Raw genomic sequence first — 16,836 nt, 5'->3', positions numbered from 1 at the left:
GGCCCTTGTTGTTATAAAACGACGTGGTGGGGGGGGGGGGGGCCCGGGGCCCCCCCCCCGCCCGGAGTGTCCGTTCTACGGGTTGGCGCAGGCTCCGGCGGCGCACGCCGTGAGCCACTGGTCGAAGTCGGCGTCGTAGCCGGTGCCGATGCCGGTCGCGTAGACGGCGTATCCGCCCGCGTAGTCGCCCACGCGGAAGCGGGCGAGCATGCGGTCGATGTCCGCCGGGTGCTTCTCGAACATGTAGCGGACCGCGAGGTAGCCCCACGGGTAGGTGCGGGTCACGTCGCTGTTGGTGTAGGTGCTCTGGAAGAGCGTGCTCAGGCGGTAGGCGTGCTTGCCCGCCTCGGTGACCGCCTGGGCGTCGGTGATGCCGCGGTAGCCGTAGGAGACGTACTCGGCCAGGCCCTCGATCCACCAGATGTCCGGCACCGAGATCTGCTGCGCGAAGTCGCCCAACATGTCGTCACGGGCGTCGAGGTAGTGGGTGTACTCGTGGTTGAGGTTCCAGATCCGGGCCGGGAAGCCGTCGTCGCTGCCCTTCTGGTACATGATCGAAATCGGCCGGTTGGCCGGGTCGGACGGGTTCCCCTCCAGCGTCATGCCGCCGTTGTCGGTGCTGATGCCGTAGATCGCCCCGGCGTAGGTCTGGTAGTCGGCGCGGCTCGCGAAGACGACCAGGTCGATGGTCGACACGTACTGGCCGGGTATCGGGCCGTCGTTCTTGACGAGCCGGTGCATGTACGCGTCCTGGCCGAGCACGCTGGCGCAGGCGGCGTCGAGGTCGGCGGCGGTGAGCGCCTGGGCCCGGAAGGTGTGCGTCGCGTCGCAGTCGTGGGCGATCGGCAGGGCGGCCCGGGTGAGCTGTCCGGGCAGGTCGCAGACGCCGTAGTAGGAGCAGTTGGGGCGGTCGTAGTAGTCGGCCTGCGTCGCCACCGTGACCCACAGTCCGGCGGTGGGGCCGGTGATGGCGGAGGCGTCGAGCAGGTCTTTGGTCAGCGGTCGTGCCTGGGACTGGAGTTCCGGGTGCTCGACGTAGCGGGCCACGTTCATCCCGGCGTTGGAGTCCAGGTAGCCGCGGTCGGTGCCGAGCAGGTCCATGTGGTCGCGCGCGAACGAGTCGAGGGTGTCGACGATGCTCGGGTCGGCGGCGACGGCGGCCACGTAGGCCGGGTTCCAATTGCCGCGCCACAGCGGTGTGTAGACGTCGTTGACGGCCGCGACCATGCTCGGGACGGCGTCGTAGGAGCTGTCGTAGTCGTCGAGCAGCCGCTGGTAGACGTCCAGATAGCGGGCCTGCTGGTCGGCGCTGTCGGAGAGGATGACCACTTCGCCCAGCACGTCGCCGTTGGCGGCGGTGACGTCCTCGGTGTGCGGGCGGTCGAAGAACGTGTCGAGGCCGTGTGTGGTGGCGGAGGCCAGGCGCGGGCCGTACGGGCCCACGTCGGACGCGTTGTTGAACTGCACGTAGTAGCCGGCGCGCAGGAACAGCACGAGCTGCCACACCTGGCCCGAGTTGTCGCCGCGGTAGGTGCGCGCGGCCCGGGTGAAGGCGTTCGCGACGGTGATCATCTGGGACTCGCGGAAGATGTCGCGCGCGTCGGTGCCGGTGACCCCGAACAGGGTGTTGACGCAGCTGGTGGTCGAGGCCCTGACGAAGGACACGAGCGCGGTTCCGGTCCGGCGGCCGAAGTCGGCCGGCGTGCAGGAGGCCGCCTTCGCGGCGGCCGGGGGACGCGCAGGGGCGCGTGTCGGTGACTGGGGCGGCAGTTGGGCCGGGCTGAGTCGCCTGTCCTGTACGGCGGGACGGTCGGCGGCGTGGACGGTCGAACCGGTCGGCGGCGGGGCCGGCGTCGGTGTGCGGTGCGCGGTCACGGCACCGGTGCCGGCCCGGGCCTGTGGTGCCGCGAGGGCCGGCGTGGACAGCAGGCCGGCGAGGGTGACGCAGACGGCGAGGGCGCCGAGCGTGCGTCTGGGCAGGGCGGAGCAGTTGCGCATCTGGGGGCTCCTCCACGGATGGATGCGCCTCGATGGGGGTGTGAGGCGTGTGCAGCACTGTCCCAACCCCCGCCCGCCCCAACAATGCCGTGTGACATAGCACATGACACCGGTGGGCCATAACACGCGCCGTGCCACCCGGCGTTCGGCTACGTCCCGGACACGCTCCAGGTGCGCGCGGCCCACGTCCTCAAGTGCGGTGACTGGCCGACGAGTTCGCGGTGCGCGGCGATGGCCGACTGGAACAGTGCCTCCGCGAGCTCCTCGGGCACCTCGTCCTTGCGCCAGGCCAGCACATAGCGGCACCACAGCGGCGTACCGACCAGCGGCTTGATCACCACGTGCGGGATGGGCCGCAGGGTCGGCTGGACGACGGCCACGCCGAGCCCGTCGGCGATCATGCTCTGCAACTGCAGCTGGTCACCGAGGAATTCATGGACGGTCACCGGGGTGAAGCCCGCCGCCTCGCAGGCCGCGTAGAAGATGCCGGGCCAGCCCGCACCGTCGTCCGGTGTCAGGAACCAGGCGTCCTCGGCCAGGTCGGCGAGCGCGATCTGGGAGCGGTGGCGCAGCCGGTGCGTCGACGGCAGGGCCACGAAGGTCGGCTCGGTGACGATCCCGCGGTGCGTCACGGCGGCCGAGTGCCGCAGCTCCATGCCCGGATAGTCGGCGGCGATGCCCGCGTCGAGCGCGCCCTCCTCCAGGAGCTCGACGATCCGCGAGGAGGCGTACACGCTGTTCACCGAGAGCTCGACGTCGGGCAGCCGGGCCCGGAACCGGGACACCGTGCCGGACAGCACCGGCGAATTGGTCGCCGCCACGCGCAGGGTCCTGCGCGTCGCCGCGGTGCCCGCGGCCGGCCGGCGGCCGATGGCGTCGGCGCGGGCCAGGACGTCGCGCGCCTGGGCGACGACCTCGGCGCCGTACGGCGTGAGCCGCACCCCCGTCGCACCGCGCTCGAACAGCGGCTCGCCGAAGTGGCGCTCGATCCGCCGGAGCTGGGTGCTGATCGCGGGTTGCGAGTACCCCAGGTCCGCCGCGGCCCGGCCCACGGTTCCCGCGTCGGCGATCGCGCACAGCACGCGCAGATGCCGAAGCTCCAGCTCCATCCTGCCTCTCCCCATCCATCCGTCCGTCGACGACGGGACGCGCTCCGGCGCACCGTCACCCGTACAAGCATGCGGCCCGCGACCGTGTCCGGAGCACCCCCCACCTCGTTGGACGGACATATCGCCCAGCACGACGGGCCGCACGCGAGGCGCCCGGTGAGGAGAGACCGACGTGACGATGCCCACGAGGCGCGTACCCGCCGCCGTACTGCTGGCCGGGGCGGCCCTGGCCGCGACGGCCGCGCCGGCGCTGGCGGCACCGGCCCCGAAGGCGGGGGCGGCCGACCAGCCCGTCGCCCATGTGATCAGCCAGGTCGGCGGCCCGCTCGTCGACTGCGTCGTGAAGAGCGGGCTCAAGCACTGCGCCCCCATGAAGCTCAATCCCTGACATCCCCGGCATCCCGGACGCCTGCGCAGCCTCGGGAGCCCGGTACGACAACCCGCTGAAAGGACGAAAACAGGGTGGCGCTAGCATATGAGCGCCACCTAGCTCGAAAGAGATTCCTGTGACTGTCAACGACGACTCGTTCACCGACTGGAAGAACCGCGAAGAGATCGCGGAGTCCATGATTCCGATCATCGGGAAGCTGCACAGGGAGCGGGACGTCACGGTCCTGCTCCACAGCCGCTCCCTGGTGAACAAGTCGGTGGTCAGCATCCTCAAGACCCACCGGTTCGCCCGGCAGATCGCCGGCGAGGAGCTGACGGTCAACGAGACGCTCCCGTTCCTGCAGGCTCTCACCACGCTCGACCTCGGCCCGTCGCAGATCGACATCGGCATGCTCGCCGCGACGTACAAGGCGGACGACCACGGGCTCACGGTGGAGGCGTTCACCGCCGAGGCGGTCGCGGGCGCCACGGGTGCCAACAAGATCGAGCGCGGCGAGGGCCGCGACGTCGTCCTCTACGGCTTCGGCCGCATCGGCCGCCTCGTCGCCCGTCTGCTGATCGAGAAGTCCGGCTCCGGCAACGGTCTGCGACTGCGTGCGATCGTCGTGCGGGGCGGTGGCGGCCGGGCCGCCGAGGACCTCGTCAAGCGCGCCTCGCTGCTGCGCCGCGACTCCATCCACGGCCAGTTCCAGGGCACGATCACCGTCGACGAGGCGAACAGCACGATCGTCGCCAACGGCAACGCGATCAAGGTGATCTACGCCAACGACCCGACCGAGGTCGACTACACGGCGTACGGCATCAAGAACGCCATCCTCATCGACAACACCGGCAAGTGGCGCGACCGCGAGGGCCTGTCGAACCACCTGCGGCCCGGCATCGACAAGGTCGTCCTGACGGCCCCCGGCAAGGGCGACGTCCCCAACATCGTCCACGGCGTCAACCACGACATGATCAAGCCGGACGAGCAGATCCTGTCCTGCGCCTCCTGCACCACCAACGCGATCGTCCCGCCGCTCAAGGCGATGGACGACGAGTTCGGCGTGCTGCGCGGCCACGTGGAGACCGTTCACTCGTTCACCAACGACCAGAACCTGCTGGACAACTACCACAAGGCCGACCGCCGCGGCCGCTCCGCGCCGCTCAACATGGTCATCACCGAGACCGGCGCCGCTTCCGCCGTGGCCAAGGCGCTGCCCGACCTCAAGGCGAGGATCACCGGCAGCTCGATCCGCGTCCCCGTGCCGGACGTCTCGATCGCGATCCTCAACCTGCAGCTGGCCCGCGAGACCGACCGCGAGGAGGTCCTCGACCACCTCCGCGAGGTGTCGCTGACGTCGCCGCTCAAGCGCCAGATCGACTTCACCACCGCCCCCGACGCGGTCTCCAGCGACTTCATCGGCTCGCGCCACGCCTCGATCGTCGACGCCGGCGCCACCAAGGTCGAGGGCGACAACGCGATCCTCTACCTCTGGTACGACAACGAGTTCGGCTACTCCTGCCAGGTCGTCCGTGTCGTCCAGCACGTGTCCGGGGTGGAGTACCCGACCTACCCGGCCACGGCGGTCTGAGCCCCGCGGTCTCCGCATTCGGGAAGCAGTGAGGGCGGTCGGCCGGTCCCGTCAGGGGCCGGCCGACCGCCCTTCGCCGTTTCCGGACCGGCCCCGAGGAGGAGCCGGGGACGCCGGTCAGGCGGAGGCGTTCCGGAGTACGCGCGCTCGGAAAGGTGCCGGGCGAGGCCGGCGACGGTGGCCGGGCCCTCGACACCGCTCTCGCGTCCGCCGGGGCCACACTGGCGCGGTGGGACGCGCTGCGCGCCCTCGGCCGCTCCCCCGGGGGCGTCGGCCCGCGAGCTCGCGGGCGCGACGTTCCGGAGCGAGCTGGCCTTCGGCACGTTCGTGGGCCGGCTGACGTCCCAGGGTCTCGTCGAGCGTGGCCGGGGCACGGCCGGCGCATCCGGCACCCTCTCACCCCGGCGGGCGAGCAGGTCCTGGCGGCGGGGCACCTGGTCGCCGACGAGGTGCTCGCCGTCTGCTTCGCCCCGCTCTCGGTCGCGGACCGTGCCGGGCACGACGGGTCCCGTCGGCACCCCGGCCAGAGTCGGCACCGCCCGTGGATCCCCGCTGCTCGACCTCCTGCGCCGCCTCGGCGAGGACGGCGAGCAGTCCTGAGCCGAGGGCACGGCGACGCCCCGGGCGGTCTCACCCGGGGCGCGCCGAGGGATGCTAGGACGGCATGGACGGAGTGGCCGAGCCGGCCGAGGACGCCTCGCTGCCCCGGACCACGCACAGGGCCCAGATGATGAACGCCGAGAAGGCGATCATCACGATCGACCAGACCGGGTAGTACGGCAGGGACAGGAAGTTGGCGATGACGATGAGCCCGGCGATGGTCACGCCGGCCACGCGCGACCACGTCGACACCTGGAACAGGCCGAGGCCGACGATCACCGCGACCGCGCCCAGGATCAGGTGGATCCAGCCCCAGCCGGTGAGGTCGAACTTGAACACGTAGTTGGGCGTGGTGACGAAGACGTCGTCCTGGGCGATCGCCATGATGCCCCGGAAGACGCTCAGCACCCCGGCGATCATGAGCATGACCGCCGCGAAGGTCGTCAGGCCGCCGGCCCAGACCTGCTTGGTCGAGCGCGCGTGTGCGGGGGGTGTCGCGGTCATACCAGTGCCTCGTTTCCGTCTCGTGGGATGTGCTCGGCTCGGTCTCGTGGGAGGGGCTCAGCCGCCGGAACCGGAGGAGACCTTGCCCGGACGTTCGGTCGGCGTGCCGTAGTCGGTCAGGACCAGTTCCTTCGCCCGGCGGAACTCCTCGTCCGAGATGTCGCCGCGGGCCTTCATGTCGGAGAGCTTGGCCAGTTCGTCCGTACTGCTGGGCCGTTCACCGCTCTGGGCGGTGTCCCGGACGTAGCTGTCGAACGCCTGCTGCTGCTCCCGCGCCTTGGCGAACTCCCGCTGGCCCATGCCCTTGCCGCGGGCGATCAGATAGACGAAGACGCCGAGGAAGGGCAGCACGATCACGAACACCAGCCACCCGGCCTTGCCCCAGCCGCTCAGGCTGTCGTCCCGGAAGACGTCGAGGATGACCCGGAACAGCAGGATGAACCACAGGATCCACAGGAAGAACCACAGCATGGTCCAGAAGGCGCTCAGCAGCGGATAGTCGTACGCGAGGTACATCTGCGCGCTCATTTGTCTCCTCCGTTCCGGGCCTGTGCCCGGCAGCCGGTCTCTGCAGCCTTCAGCGTGCGCACGGCAGGCCCTGGGCGGCCTCACCCGAGGCGGGTGAGCATGCGGGTCGCGCTCCGGGCGTCACCCCGGGCTTCCCGACCTGCGCAGTGCGGCCCGCCAGGCGAAGGCGACGGCCACCTCCACCAGTCCGAGCAGCACGAGCCACAGCCCGAGCAGCCGGGTCAGCGCGAGGGCCGACTCGGTGGGCAGGGTCAGCACCACGACTCCCGCGACGACGGCCAGCGCCGCCGCGGCGAAGACGAAGCCGCGGTGCGGGAGGTTCTTGCCGGCGATCGCCACGTAGAGGGTGAGGACACCCGACACCAGCCAGACGATTCCCACGATCAGCGAGAGCGCGGTGATGGTCTGCAGCGGGTTCCGCAGGCACAGCACGCCGGCCAGGACGTACAGCACCGCGAGCAGCAGTCCGGGGAGCCGTTCGCCGTGCTCCGGCCGGCCGAAGGCGGCCACCAACCGGAACACCCCGGCCACCAGCAGGTACAGGCCGATCACGACCGCCAGGACGTGCAGCGTCTCGTCCGGCCAGACCAGGATCAGGACGCCGGGTACGAGCGTGACGAGCGCGGACCCGAGCAGCCACGTCCACGAGCGTCCGAGTGCCGCCAGTGCGTCGGCGGGATCGTCCGCCGGGCGTGGGGCCGCCCCGCCGGACAGGCGATCCGGTCCGGTGTGCGGCGCCGTGCCACGCGACTCGGTCATGGCTCCTCCTCGCGAGGTCGAGCGGGCCGCCTCCGGACCGCCGACGGGGCGGTGCGGGAGGGCCTCACCGCCCCAGCGTGCCCGCCGGGCGTCCCCCGGCGGGTCACCCACGACGGGTGATCCCCGCGTTCAGCCCGGAAGATGGGGTGGGAGGGACGAGCCCACCGGCACGAGCCCGCCGACGCGAGTCCACGCCACGAACCCACCGGCACGAGGAGCAGCCCGTCGCGATGGAACGAAGAGATCCGAGATGAGCGATCCCGTGGCCGAGCGCCCGGACCCCGCCCCGCAGAAAGGGAAGCGGAAGCGGGTCCACGGGCGGCGAGGGGCGCGGCTTCGGCCCACCCCGCGGGCGACGCTGATCGCCATTCTGCGCATCGTCCTCATCACCACGGGTCTCGTCACCGCGTACTACGTGCTGCCCATGGTCGAGCGCAACACGCTCAGGACCTCGGCACTGCTGGCGGGCGGGCTGCTGGCGGTGGTGCTGTTCTTCGGCTGGGAGGTCAGGGCCATCCTGCGCTCGCCCTACCCACGGCTGAAGGCCGTCGAGGGCCTGGCCGCCACGCTCGTCCTGTTCCTGGTGCTCTTCGCCAGTGCCTACTACGTGCTGGAGGGCGCCAGCCCCGGCTCCTTCACCGAGCCGCTGACCAAGACGGACGCGCTGTACTTCACGCTGACCACGTTCACCACCGTCGGCTACGGCGACATCACCGCCAGCTCCCAGCCGGCACGGATCCTGACGATGCTCCAGATGGTCGGCGGCCTGCTCCTGCTGGGCGTCGCCGTGCGGGTCCTGACGAGTGCGGTGGAGATCCGGTTGCGCCGGCAGCACCGTGGGCCGCGGCTCGGATCGGACGAGCCGCGGGACATGGAGCGGAGGGACAAGGAGAAGGGGGCGTGACCGGGGGCGGGGCGTGACCGGAGGCGGGCGCCCGGCGCGCCGCTAGCGCGGCCACTCCGGCAGCTGCCGCATCTCCACCACCCGCAGTCCCAGCGACTGGCAGCGGGCCAGCAGCCCGTAGAACTCGGCCTCGTCGACGACCGGGCCGAACAGCACCGTCTGGCCGGCCATCATCACGTGGTCCAACTCGGGGAAGGCCTTGGTCAGCGTTTCCGACATGTGTCCTTCGACGCGGATCTCGTAGCGCATGAGCTGCTCTCCCGCGGGCGGCCGCCTCGGGGCAGGCGGGTCGCGCCCTCGTCTGCGATCGTCCGCCACCGGACCGCCGCCCGGCCTCACCCGGTGCAGGTGATAGCACACCCGGCCCGAGGCGGACGGCGGGCGTCAGGTGGACAGCGGGCTTCAGGCGGGCGGCGGGCTTCACGCGGGCGGCGCCAGTCAGTGGGTGACCACGAGCTTGAACGCGATGATCACGAGGCCGAGCAGCAGGTTGACCGTGCCGGCGACGGCCGACAGTCCCCAGGAGGCGCCGGCCCGCCGCGCCGCCGCCATCGACCAGCCCACCTGCCCGGCCACGGCCACCGTGAGCGCCAGCCAGAAGGCGCCGTACACGTCCAGGCCGAGCAGCGGGCTGACGGCCACGGCGGCGGCCGGCGGGACGGCGGCCTTCACGATGGGCCACTCGTCACGGCACACGTGCAGGACGGTCCGGCGGTCCAGGGCCTGCAGTGCCAGCCGGGCCCCGAACAGCTCGGCGTACACGTGCGCGATCCAGAACGCCACCCCCGTGAGCAGCAGCAGGAGCACCAGTTCCACCCGCGGGAACTCGCCCAGTGCGCCGGCGCCGACCACGACGGAGGCGGCCAGCATCGAGCCGTAGACGCCACCGGTGTAGTCGGCGTGGGACCGGCGCCGCGGTGCCGGGGCGTCCTCGCTCGGGGCCATGGGCGTCTCCGTGGGTCGCGCGGCGGGCATCGCCGCCTTCGGACAGTGGCCGTCGGCGGCCCGTTTCCGCGTGCTCACAGCAGCCGCAGCTCGCGTGCGCGGCGGACCGCGTCGGCGCGGCGGTTCACCGCCAGCTTCCGGTAGACGCTCTTGAGGTGCGTCTTCACCGTGTTCACCGAGACGTACAGGTCGGCGGCGATCTCCGCCGTGGACATCATCTGGGCCAGCCGCCGCAGGACGTCCCGCTCGCGTCCGCTCAGTTCCTCCACGACGAACGAGGAGTGCTCCGCCGCCTCCCCGGCCGGACCGCCGTGCCGGGTGCCGGGCGAGGCGAGCCAGCCGGAGGCCAGTTCCTGGAGCGGACCGGTGCCCAGGAGCCGGCGCACCCGGGGCCCGGCTTCGAGGAAGGGGCGCCGCAGCCGTTCGCGGCGGGCCTCCACGAGCGCCCGGGCGACGAGGGCGCGGGCGGTGTCGGTGTCCCCCGCCTCGTCCGCGGCCTGGGCACGCACCAGCATGGCCCGGACGGTCACCGCGGGACCGGCCCGGCCCTCGGCGCACAGGCGGTCCAGCGTGTCGATCGCCGCGTCCCGGTGCCCGGCGGCGAGCCGGGCGCGCGCCGCCTGCACGGCACAGGCCGGCTGGTCGTCGTACGGCACCTGTTCCAGCACCTCGACGGCGCTGTCCGGCCGTCCCTCGGCCAGGTGGACGGCGGAGGCGACCAGGGCGGTGTGGCCCTCCGCCCACGGGGAGGGCACGTCGGCCCGGACGGCCGGGTCGGCCGCCGCGACGGCGGCCCGGGTGTCGCCCCGGGCCAGCAGCAGACGCGCCGCCGCGATGGCGCGGCCCGCCGCCGTCACGGGGTCCTGGGCCACGCGGCAGGCGTCGGCGGCCTCGTCGAGGAAGGCGCGGGCGCGGCCCAGTTCGTCACGGTCCACGGCCACGGCGGCCAGGACCAGCCGCCCGATGCCGGAGCCGGACGGCTGGGGCAGGCCGTAGCGTTCCGTCTCGGTCATCGCCGCGAGGGCCTTGCGCTCGGCCCGGCCGGGCCAGCCGTCCAGGTAGTCGATCAGCGCCAGGTGGCCCAGGGACTCCTCCCGGGGCAGCGCCGTCGAGGCCCCGCCGGGGCAGGCGACCACCGCGGTCAGGGCGGTGCGTGCGTCCTCGAAGCGCCCGGCCCACAGGCGTGCCGAGCCCAGGTGCGTGAGCAGCAGGGCGGCGAGTTCGGGGTGCTTGTCGAGGAGGGGGGCGGGCAGCTCGTGCTCCAGTTCCTCGGCGGTCTCCACGGCCTGCTCGGCCCTGCCGGGGGATCCCGTGAGCCGGGCCGCCAGGGCTTCCAGCAGGGCGCAGCTCAGCCAGGCGGCCACCTCCGGTTCGCCGGGTTCGCCGGTGGCCAGGCACTGCTCGGCGTGGTGCAGGTGGATCAGGCCGCAGTCCAGGTCGCGGCGGGAGAGGTCCCGGGCCGCGCGGACCAGTTCCGCCGCGGCGCCGGTGGTCTCGGGGCCCATCCGGGAGAACAGGTCGGCCAGGTCGTCGCTGCGCAGGCCGGTGAAGAGCTGCCCGATCGCCAGGTCGTCGACGAGGGCGCCGGCGGTGAACTCCCAGTCGCCCGCGGCGGCCCCGTGCGCCAGGGTCTCGGGCAGGGAGCCGGAGCGGCGCAGCCACTGGGCGGCCCGGCGGTGGAGCTCGGGTTCCAGATCCGGCGAACGCACCCGCAGATGGGCCCGGAGGATCTCCGCGAACAGCGGGTGCAGCCGGTACCAGGTGTGTCCGAGGTGTTCGACGAAGGCGTTCTGGCGGTGCAGTTCGGCCAGGATGGGCCCGGCACCGCCCCGGCCCGTCAGGGCCTCGGCCAGGTCGGGGCAGAAGCGCTCCAGGACGCTGACGCGCAGCAGGAGGTCCTGCGTCCGGTCCGTCTGCTGTCTGAGCACCTCGGCGAAGAGGTAGTCGGCGACGGTGCTGCGGTCGGCCTCGAACTCCTTCAGGTACGTCTCCGGATCGGGGCTCTCCTGCGCGGCGAGGGCGCACAGCCGCAGGCCGGCGGCCCAGCCCCGGGTGCGGTCCACCAGGGCGCGCGCGGCCGCCACGGGCAGCCGCAGGCCGTGCCGGTCCAGCAGGGCGGCGGCCTCCTCGGGCGTGAAGGCCAGCTCGGCATCGCGTATCTCGGTCATGCCGCCCGCCGCGCGGTAGCGGTGCAGCGGCAGCAGCGGTTCGGTACGGGTGACCAGGACGAGCCGCAGTCCCTGCTCGGCGTGCTGCAGGACGGACTCCAGCTGGTCGGCGATCTCCGGGGCGGTCACGTGGTCGTACTCGTCGAGCACCAGGACGACGGGCCGCTCACGGCCGCTCAGCTCGGCGGCGAGCCGGGCCAGCAGCTTGTGGTCCACCAGGCCGGCGTCCGCCGGGCAGCCGACCTCGTCGGACACCGCCACCCCCGCGGCGCGCAGGGCCTGCAGGACGTACGCCCAGAACATGCCGGGGCCCTGGTCGCCGGCGTCGTTGGTGAGCCAGGCGACGGTCTCCGTCAGGCCCGCGGCCCAGTCGGCGACCAGCAGCGTCTTGCCGGCGCCGGCCGCGCCGTTCACCACCGTCAGGGGCGTGAGAAGAGCCTGGTCGAGGTGGTCGGCCAGGCGCTCCCGCCGCAGGAAGGTGGCGGGTACCTTCGGCAGGGCGAACCGTGTGCGCAGGAACGGCTCGCCCGTCGGATCGACGTACGCGTCCGTCGACCCCACCGGGTCCTCGGGGATCGCAGTCACGGCGCTCACCGCCCGTGTCCGTCGTGTCGTGGCCACCGTCAGCGTGGCCGCCGCCCCTCATGATCCCAGCTTTCCTCCTCGACCGCAGATCGCCGGGGCGGCCGCGGCCGCGGGGTCGGGGTCGGGGTCGGGGTCCCGCCGTAGCAGCCGCTCCGCCACGCGCACCCGGGCCGGCCGGTGTTCCCGATCTGTTGCGCCGGGGAATGAATGTGACCACAGAGGCAATCCGGCCCCGGCCTCGGGAGGCACCGTGACCGCACCCTCAGAGCCCCGGGTCTCGCGCCTGGAGATCAGGTCCATCGACTATGTGCCGCTGGACGAGAGGCACGGCAAGCTGTGGCACCTCGGCCCGCTCTGGTTCATGTCGAACGCCCAGATCGCCACGCTGGCCGTCGGGCTGATCAGCATCACCGAGGGCGGCAATCTGCTCTGGTCGCTCATCGCGATCGTGGCCGGCACCCTCATCGGCACCTTCTTCATGGCCTTCCACTCCGCGCAGGGCCCGCAGCTGGGCCTGCCCCAGATGATCCAGTCACGGCCGCAGTTCGGATACGTCGGCGCCCTGCTGGTCTGGCTCTTCGCCTATGTCCAGTACGCGGGGTTCAACGTGTTCAACACCGTCCTCGCCGGGGAGGCGCTGCACACCACGCTGCACGGGAGCGTCAAACTGTGGGTGGTCGTGGTCACGGCGATCGCGCTCGTCGTCGCGCTGGTGGGCTACGACATCATCCACCGGGCCGAGCGCGTCCTGACGTACACCTTCCTCGTCGTCTTCGGGATCTTCACGGTGGGCGTCCTGGTGAACCTGCACTACCCCGCGGGCTCCTTCGACCTCGGCGGCTTCAAGTGGACGCCGTTCCTGGCCCAGTTCGGCGTGGTGGCCGGCTACCAGATCAGCTGGGCCATCTACGTCTCGGACTACTCGCGCTACCTGCCGCCGTACGTGACGGTCCGCAAGACCTTCTACTGGACCTACTTCGGGTCCGCGCTCGGCGGCATCTGGCTGATGGCCCTCGGGACGCTGCTCGCCGCCTGGGCCGGCGAGGACTTCGATACGATCCGCTCGATCAACGCCGCGGGTGACGAGGTCTTCGACGGCTTCGGCGCGGTCGTGCTGCTGTTCGCCGCGCTGGGGCTGGTGTCGGTCACCGCGCTGAACATGTACGGCGGCTCGCTGACCCTGATCAGCGCCATCGACTCGTTCAAGCGGGTACGGCCGACGCTCACCGTTCGGCTGCTGACCCTCGGGCTCACCGCGGCGCTGTCCCTGGTGGGCGCGCTGGCGGCGACCTCCAACTTCCTTGCGAACTTCAACAACTTCCTGCTGCTGGTGCTCTATCTGTTCATCCCGTGGACCGCGGTGAACCTGATGGACTACTACGTGGTGCGCCGCGGCCACTACGCCATCGCCGAGATCTTCAATCCGCACGGCATCTACGGACGCTGGGGCTGGCACGGCATCATCGCCTACCTGGTCGGCTTCGCCGTCATGATCCCGTTCTTCTCGGTGGGCACCCTTTACGTCGGCCCCGCCGCCGAGGCGCTGGGCGGTGCCGACATCTCGCTGTTCATCGGGCTTCCGGTCTCGGCGCTCCTGTACTGGCTGCTGACCCGGTCCATCGACGTCGACGCCGAGGAGCGGCTGGCCCAGGCCGAGGCGGAGAAACTGGAGCAGGCGGCGCACGAGCACCGCGAGCCGTGACGGCCCGGACCGGACCGGGTCCCCGCCGGGCGCGCTTGCCATGAAGCGCACTCCAAGTCGTAGCGTCCCACTCGAACGGACGACGTTCCTGGCCGGGACACCTCAGTACGGAGAGACTGGTAATCATGGAACAGCGCAGTTTGCGAGACCTGCGGGTATCGGCCATCGGCCTCGGCTGCATGGGTATGTCCGCGTTCTACGGCGCGACCGACGAGGACGAGGGCATCAGGACGATCCACCGCGCACGGGAGTTGGGCGTCACCTTCCTCGACACGGCGCAGATGTACGGGCCGCTCACCAACGAGAGCCTCGTCGGCCGGGCGATCAAGGGGCACCGTGACGACTACGTGATCGCCACGAAGTTCAACTACCGCATGGACGACGCCGTTCCGGGCGACATGAGCACCGTCGGCCCGCAGGACGGCTCGGCCGAGCACGTGCGCAGCTCCGTCCACGGCTCGCTCAAGCGGCTCGGCACGGACCACATCGACCTCTACTACCAGCACCGCGTCGACCCGAACGTGCCGATCGAGGAGACGGTCGGCGCCCTGGCGGAGCTCGTCGCGGAGGGCAAGGTGCGCCACATCGGCCTCAGCGAGGCCGCGGCGGCGACCATCCGCCGGGCGCACGCCGTCCACCCGATCACGGCGGTGCAGACCGAGTACTCGCTGTGGACGCGGGACCCTGAGGCCGAGGTGCTGCCCGCCTGCCGGGAACTGGGCATCGGGTTCGTCCCCTACTCGCCGCTCGGCCGCGGCTTCCTCGCGGGCCGCTTCTCCTCCCCCGAGGACCTCGACGAGGGCGACTTCCGGCGCACCGGCCCCCGCTTCACCGGCGACAACCTGCGGGCCAACCTCGCCCTGGCGGACAAGGTGAAGGAGATCGCCGCCGAGAAGGCCGTGACGCCGGCGCAGCTGGCGATCGCCTGGGTGCTGGCGCAGGGCGAGGACCTGGTCCCGATCCCGGGCACCAAGCGCCGCAGCTACCTGGAGCAGAACGCCGGCGCGGTCGACGTCGAGCTGACGAAGGACGACCTGGCCCGCATCGACGCCGAACTCCCGCAGGCCGCGGGGGAACGGTACAACGAGGCCGGGATGAAGACGGTCGACAAGTAGCCGCGGCCGCCGCCCGGCTCCCCCGGCAAGTCCCCCGGGAGTTCCGGATGTTGATCGTCCGGAACACCGCGTAGCCTGCCGCCATGACGGTGAAGGACGAGCGGGACCCGGGGGAACCGGAGGCCGGGCGGCTGTCGGTGGTGCCCGCCGACCGGGCGTCGTGGGACGACCTGGAGACGATCTTCGGCGAGCGGGCACAGACCGCCGACTGCCGGTGCCAGCGATTCAAGATCCGGGTCTCCCACTGGGCGTCGATGCCCCGCGAGGAGCGCGCCGAGCGGCTGCGTGAGCAGACCGGATGCGAGCGCGTGGGGCCGGGGGCGCGGGCGACCAGTGGTCTGGTGGCCCACCTCGACGGTGTGCCCGTCGGCTGGTGCGCGGTCGAACCCCGGACGGCGTACCCCCAGTTGGTGCGGGCCCGGGTCCCGTGGACGGGACGGCGGGAGGACCCGGCGGACGACGGGGTCTGGGCGGTGACCTGCTTCCTCGTCCGCAAGGACTTCCGCCGCCGGGGCATCACCTACGCGCTGGCCCGCGCCACGGTCCCGTTCGCCAAGGACCGGGGGGCCCGCGCCCTGGAGGCCTACCCGATGATCACCCGCCCCGGTCTTGAGATCACCTGGGGCGAACTCCACGTGGGCAGCGTGGGGATCTTCGCCGACGCCGGATTTCGCGAGGTGACCCGGCCGACGCCGCGACGGGTGGTCATGCGGATCGACTTCTGACCCGGGGGAGACGACGGGCACATGAAATGCGCCGTTCACAGGAGCATCATGCCCAGGCCCTTCCGCATGCCCGGGGCCGGACTACCGTCGTCTGTTCGCCCGAACCGACACGAGTGAGGTTTCGATGTCCGCAAGACACATCCTCGCCGGCCTGGCCCTGGTGCCGGTGTTCGCGTTCCCGGTGGCCGCCCAGGCGACGACGGCAGACCACCCCGCCACGGCTCATGTCCCGCCCCAGAAGACCCACTTCGACCTGCAGGCCCACCGGGGCGGCATCGGCATGACCACCGAGGAGTCCCTGGAAGGATTCGGCAAGGCGATGCGCCTCGGGGTGTCCACGCTGGAACTGGACACCCACGTCACCAAGGACCTGAAGGTCGTCGTCAACCACGACCGGCAGATCAGCGCCGTCAAGTGCCGCGACACCGGGCCCCTCACGCCCGGCGACCCGATGTACCCGTACGTCGGGAAGTACATCAAGGACCTGACGCTGGCCCAGATCAAGACCATGGACTGCGGCTACCAGCAGTTGCCCGGCTTCCCCGAGCAGGAGGTCGTGAAGGGCTTCCGGATGGTCGAGCTCAAGGACGTCCTGGACCTGGTCAAGAGCTACCACGCCAAGCGGGTCAAGCTGAACATCGAGACGAAGGTCGAGGCCGGGGCGCCCGAACAGACCGCACCCCGCGAGGTGTTCGTGCGCCGCGTGTACGAGGAGATCCACCGTTCGGGCATCGAGAACCAGGTCACCATCCAGTCCTTCGACTGGGGCGCGCTGAAGCTCATGCACCGACTGGCGCCCCGGTGGCCGCTGGTGGCGCTGACGAACTACGACTTCCTGCAGGTCGGCCAACCCGGCGCGTCCCCCTGGCTCGGCGGGATCGACGCGGACGACTACGACGGCGACTTCGTCAAGGCCGCCGCGACCCTCCCAGGTGTCACCACCCTCTCCCCCAACTACGGCTTCCCGCAGAGCGGCAAGGTCGGCGACCCGGGCTTCCGCTTCTACTCCGACGCGGCCATGGTCGCCGAGGCGCACGCCCGAGGCCTCAAGGTCGTCCCCTGGACCTGTGACGACCCGGCCACCGTGGAGGCCCTGATGGACATGGGCATCGACGGGATCATCACCAACTACCCCAACCACGTTCGCCAGATCATGGCCGAACGCGGTATGCGCCTGCCCAGGCCGTACTTCCCGCGCTGACCGGACGCGGCGGGCCCGCCCCGGCGCACGGG

General features: G+C 71.6%; 15 protein-coding genes and 1 pseudogene. 8 read left to right on the top strand and 8 right to left on the bottom strand.

Annotated elements, in window-relative coordinates; all coding sequences use genetic code 11:
* Positions 1 to 75 precede the first annotated feature (75 nt).
* On the bottom strand, positions 76 to 1,998 hold the full coding sequence (locus tag ACWGKT_RS02080; protein ID WP_453272073.1) for a collagenase: 1,923 nt from the start codon (positions 1,996 to 1,998) through the stop codon (positions 76 to 78).
* A gap of 149 nt (positions 1,999 to 2,147) precedes the next feature.
* The gene (locus ACWGKT_RS02075; protein ID WP_453272072.1) at positions 2,148 to 3,107 is read right to left on the bottom strand and encodes a LysR family transcriptional regulator; all 960 of its coding nucleotides are present in this window, start codon (positions 3,105 to 3,107) and stop codon (positions 2,148 to 2,150) included.
* A 172-nt stretch (positions 3,108 to 3,279) separates the two neighbouring features.
* On the opposite strand from ACWGKT_RS02075, the gene ACWGKT_RS02070 reads away from it, so the two are divergent.
* The 3 genes and pseudogenes from ACWGKT_RS02070 to ACWGKT_RS02060 form a co-directional block, all read left to right on the top strand.
* On the top strand, positions 3,280 to 3,495 hold the full coding sequence (locus tag ACWGKT_RS02070) for a hypothetical protein (RefSeq protein ID WP_453272071.1): 216 nt from the start codon (positions 3,280 to 3,282) through the stop codon (positions 3,493 to 3,495).
* Between the two features lie 118 nt (positions 3,496 to 3,613).
* Positions 3,614 to 5,068, top strand: a complete 1,455-nt coding sequence (locus ACWGKT_RS02065; RefSeq protein WP_453272070.1) for a glyceraldehyde-3-phosphate dehydrogenase — start codon at positions 3,614 to 3,616, stop codon at positions 5,066 to 5,068.
* A gap of 155 nt (positions 5,069 to 5,223) precedes the next feature.
* Positions 5,224 to 5,559 (top strand): annotated as a pseudogene (locus tag ACWGKT_RS02060) (MarR family winged helix-turn-helix transcriptional regulator); the annotation flags it as partial.
* A 163-nt stretch (positions 5,560 to 5,722) separates the two neighbouring features.
* On the opposite strand, the gene ACWGKT_RS02055 reads toward ACWGKT_RS02060, so the two are convergent.
* The 3 genes from ACWGKT_RS02055 to ACWGKT_RS02045 form a co-directional block, all read right to left on the bottom strand.
* Positions 5,723 to 6,172, bottom strand: coding sequence for a DUF7144 family membrane protein (locus ACWGKT_RS02055; protein ID WP_453272069.1), 450 nt, complete (start codon positions 6,170 to 6,172; stop codon positions 5,723 to 5,725).
* A gap of 57 nt (positions 6,173 to 6,229) precedes the next feature.
* Positions 6,230 to 6,700 (bottom strand): SHOCT domain-containing protein, encoded by a 471-nt coding sequence (locus ACWGKT_RS02050; RefSeq protein ID WP_453272068.1) that lies wholly within the window; start codon positions 6,698 to 6,700, stop codon positions 6,230 to 6,232.
* A 120-nt stretch (positions 6,701 to 6,820) separates the two neighbouring features.
* The gene (locus tag ACWGKT_RS02045) at positions 6,821 to 7,459 is read right to left on the bottom strand and encodes an HdeD family acid-resistance protein (RefSeq protein ID WP_453272067.1); all 639 of its coding nucleotides are present in this window, start codon (positions 7,457 to 7,459) and stop codon (positions 6,821 to 6,823) included.
* A gap of 250 nt (positions 7,460 to 7,709) precedes the next feature.
* Between ACWGKT_RS02045 and ACWGKT_RS02040 the strand changes: the two genes are divergently transcribed.
* The gene (locus tag ACWGKT_RS02040) at positions 7,710 to 8,363 is read left to right on the top strand and encodes an ion channel (protein ID WP_453272066.1); all 654 of its coding nucleotides are present in this window, start codon (positions 7,710 to 7,712) and stop codon (positions 8,361 to 8,363) included.
* Between the two features lie 42 nt (positions 8,364 to 8,405).
* Here the strand turns inward: ACWGKT_RS02040 and ACWGKT_RS02035 are convergent, their stop codons facing one another.
* The 3 genes from ACWGKT_RS02035 to ACWGKT_RS02025 form a co-directional block, all read right to left on the bottom strand.
* Positions 8,406 to 8,612 carry a hypothetical protein gene (locus tag ACWGKT_RS02035; RefSeq protein ID WP_235453721.1) on the bottom strand — a complete coding sequence of 69 codons (207 nt, stop codon included), beginning with the start codon at positions 8,610 to 8,612 and terminating at the stop codon, positions 8,406 to 8,408.
* A gap of 189 nt (positions 8,613 to 8,801) precedes the next feature.
* Complete coding sequence (locus ACWGKT_RS02030) at positions 8,802 to 9,308, bottom strand: hypothetical protein (protein ID WP_356156137.1); 507 nt, start codon at positions 9,306 to 9,308, stop codon at positions 8,802 to 8,804.
* A gap of 74 nt (positions 9,309 to 9,382) precedes the next feature.
* Positions 9,383 to 12,070 (bottom strand): LuxR C-terminal-related transcriptional regulator, encoded by a 2,688-nt coding sequence (locus ACWGKT_RS02025; protein ID WP_453272065.1) that lies wholly within the window; start codon positions 12,068 to 12,070, stop codon positions 9,383 to 9,385.
* Positions 12,071 to 12,311: 241 nt separating this feature from the next.
* Between ACWGKT_RS02025 and ACWGKT_RS02020 the strand changes: the two genes are divergently transcribed.
* The 4 genes from ACWGKT_RS02020 to ACWGKT_RS02005 all read left to right on the top strand — a co-directional run bounded on the left by ACWGKT_RS02020 (position 12,312) and on the right by ACWGKT_RS02005 (position 16,804).
* Positions 12,312 to 13,763, top strand: coding sequence for a purine-cytosine permease family protein (locus tag ACWGKT_RS02020; RefSeq protein WP_453272064.1), 1,452 nt, complete (start codon positions 12,312 to 12,314; stop codon positions 13,761 to 13,763).
* 125 nt (positions 13,764 to 13,888) lie between these two features.
* Positions 13,889 to 14,878, top strand: coding sequence for an aldo/keto reductase (locus ACWGKT_RS02015; RefSeq protein WP_453272063.1), 990 nt, complete (start codon positions 13,889 to 13,891; stop codon positions 14,876 to 14,878).
* 83 nt (positions 14,879 to 14,961) lie between these two features.
* Positions 14,962 to 15,603: a GNAT family N-acetyltransferase gene (locus ACWGKT_RS02010; RefSeq protein WP_356156146.1), complete on the top strand. Its 642-nt coding sequence runs from the start codon at positions 14,962 to 14,964 to the stop codon at positions 15,601 to 15,603.
* Between the two features lie 124 nt (positions 15,604 to 15,727).
* Positions 15,728 to 16,804, top strand: a complete 1,077-nt coding sequence (locus ACWGKT_RS02005; RefSeq protein WP_453272062.1) for a glycerophosphodiester phosphodiesterase family protein — start codon at positions 15,728 to 15,730, stop codon at positions 16,802 to 16,804.
* The last annotated feature ends 32 nt before the right edge of the window (positions 16,805 to 16,836 follow it).

This window comes from Streptomyces sp. NPDC054794 (genome assembly GCF_053611585.1).
This window is presented reverse-complemented; position numbering and strand designations above follow the sequence as displayed.

Excerpts from the sequence above, each read along its gene's own strand:
- ACWGKT_RS02055 (WP_453272069.1), bottom strand. The coding sequence starts at position 6,172 with ATGACCGCGACACCCCCCGCACACGCGCGCTCGACCAAGCAGGTCTGG.
- ACWGKT_RS02040 (WP_453272066.1), top strand. The coding sequence starts at position 7,710 with ATGAGCGATCCCGTGGCCGAGCGCCCGGACCCCGCCCCGCAGAAAGGG.
- ACWGKT_RS02015 (WP_453272063.1), top strand. The coding sequence starts at position 13,889 with ATGGAACAGCGCAGTTTGCGAGACCTGCGGGTATCGGCCATCGGCCTC.
- ACWGKT_RS02010 (WP_356156146.1), top strand. The coding sequence starts at position 14,962 with ATGACGGTGAAGGACGAGCGGGACCCGGGGGAACCGGAGGCCGGGCGG.
- ACWGKT_RS02005 (WP_453272062.1), top strand. The coding sequence starts at position 15,728 with ATGTCCGCAAGACACATCCTCGCCGGCCTGGCCCTGGTGCCGGTGTTC.
- ACWGKT_RS02030 (WP_356156137.1), bottom strand. The coding sequence starts at position 9,308 with ATGGCCCCGAGCGAGGACGCCCCGGCACCGCGGCGCCGGTCCCACGCC.
- ACWGKT_RS02045 (WP_453272067.1), bottom strand. The coding sequence starts at position 7,459 with ATGACCGAGTCGCGTGGCACGGCGCCGCACACCGGACCGGATCGCCTG.
- ACWGKT_RS02050 (WP_453272068.1), bottom strand. The coding sequence starts at position 6,700 with ATGAGCGCGCAGATGTACCTCGCGTACGACTATCCGCTGCTGAGCGCC.
- ACWGKT_RS02080 (WP_453272073.1), bottom strand. The coding sequence starts at position 1,998 with ATGCGCAACTGCTCCGCCCTGCCCAGACGCACGCTCGGCGCCCTCGCC.
- ACWGKT_RS02075 (WP_453272072.1), bottom strand. The coding sequence starts at position 3,107 with ATGGAGCTGGAGCTTCGGCATCTGCGCGTGCTGTGCGCGATCGCCGAC.
- ACWGKT_RS02035 (WP_235453721.1), bottom strand. The coding sequence starts at position 8,612 with ATGCGCTACGAGATCCGCGTCGAAGGACACATGTCGGAAACGCTGACC.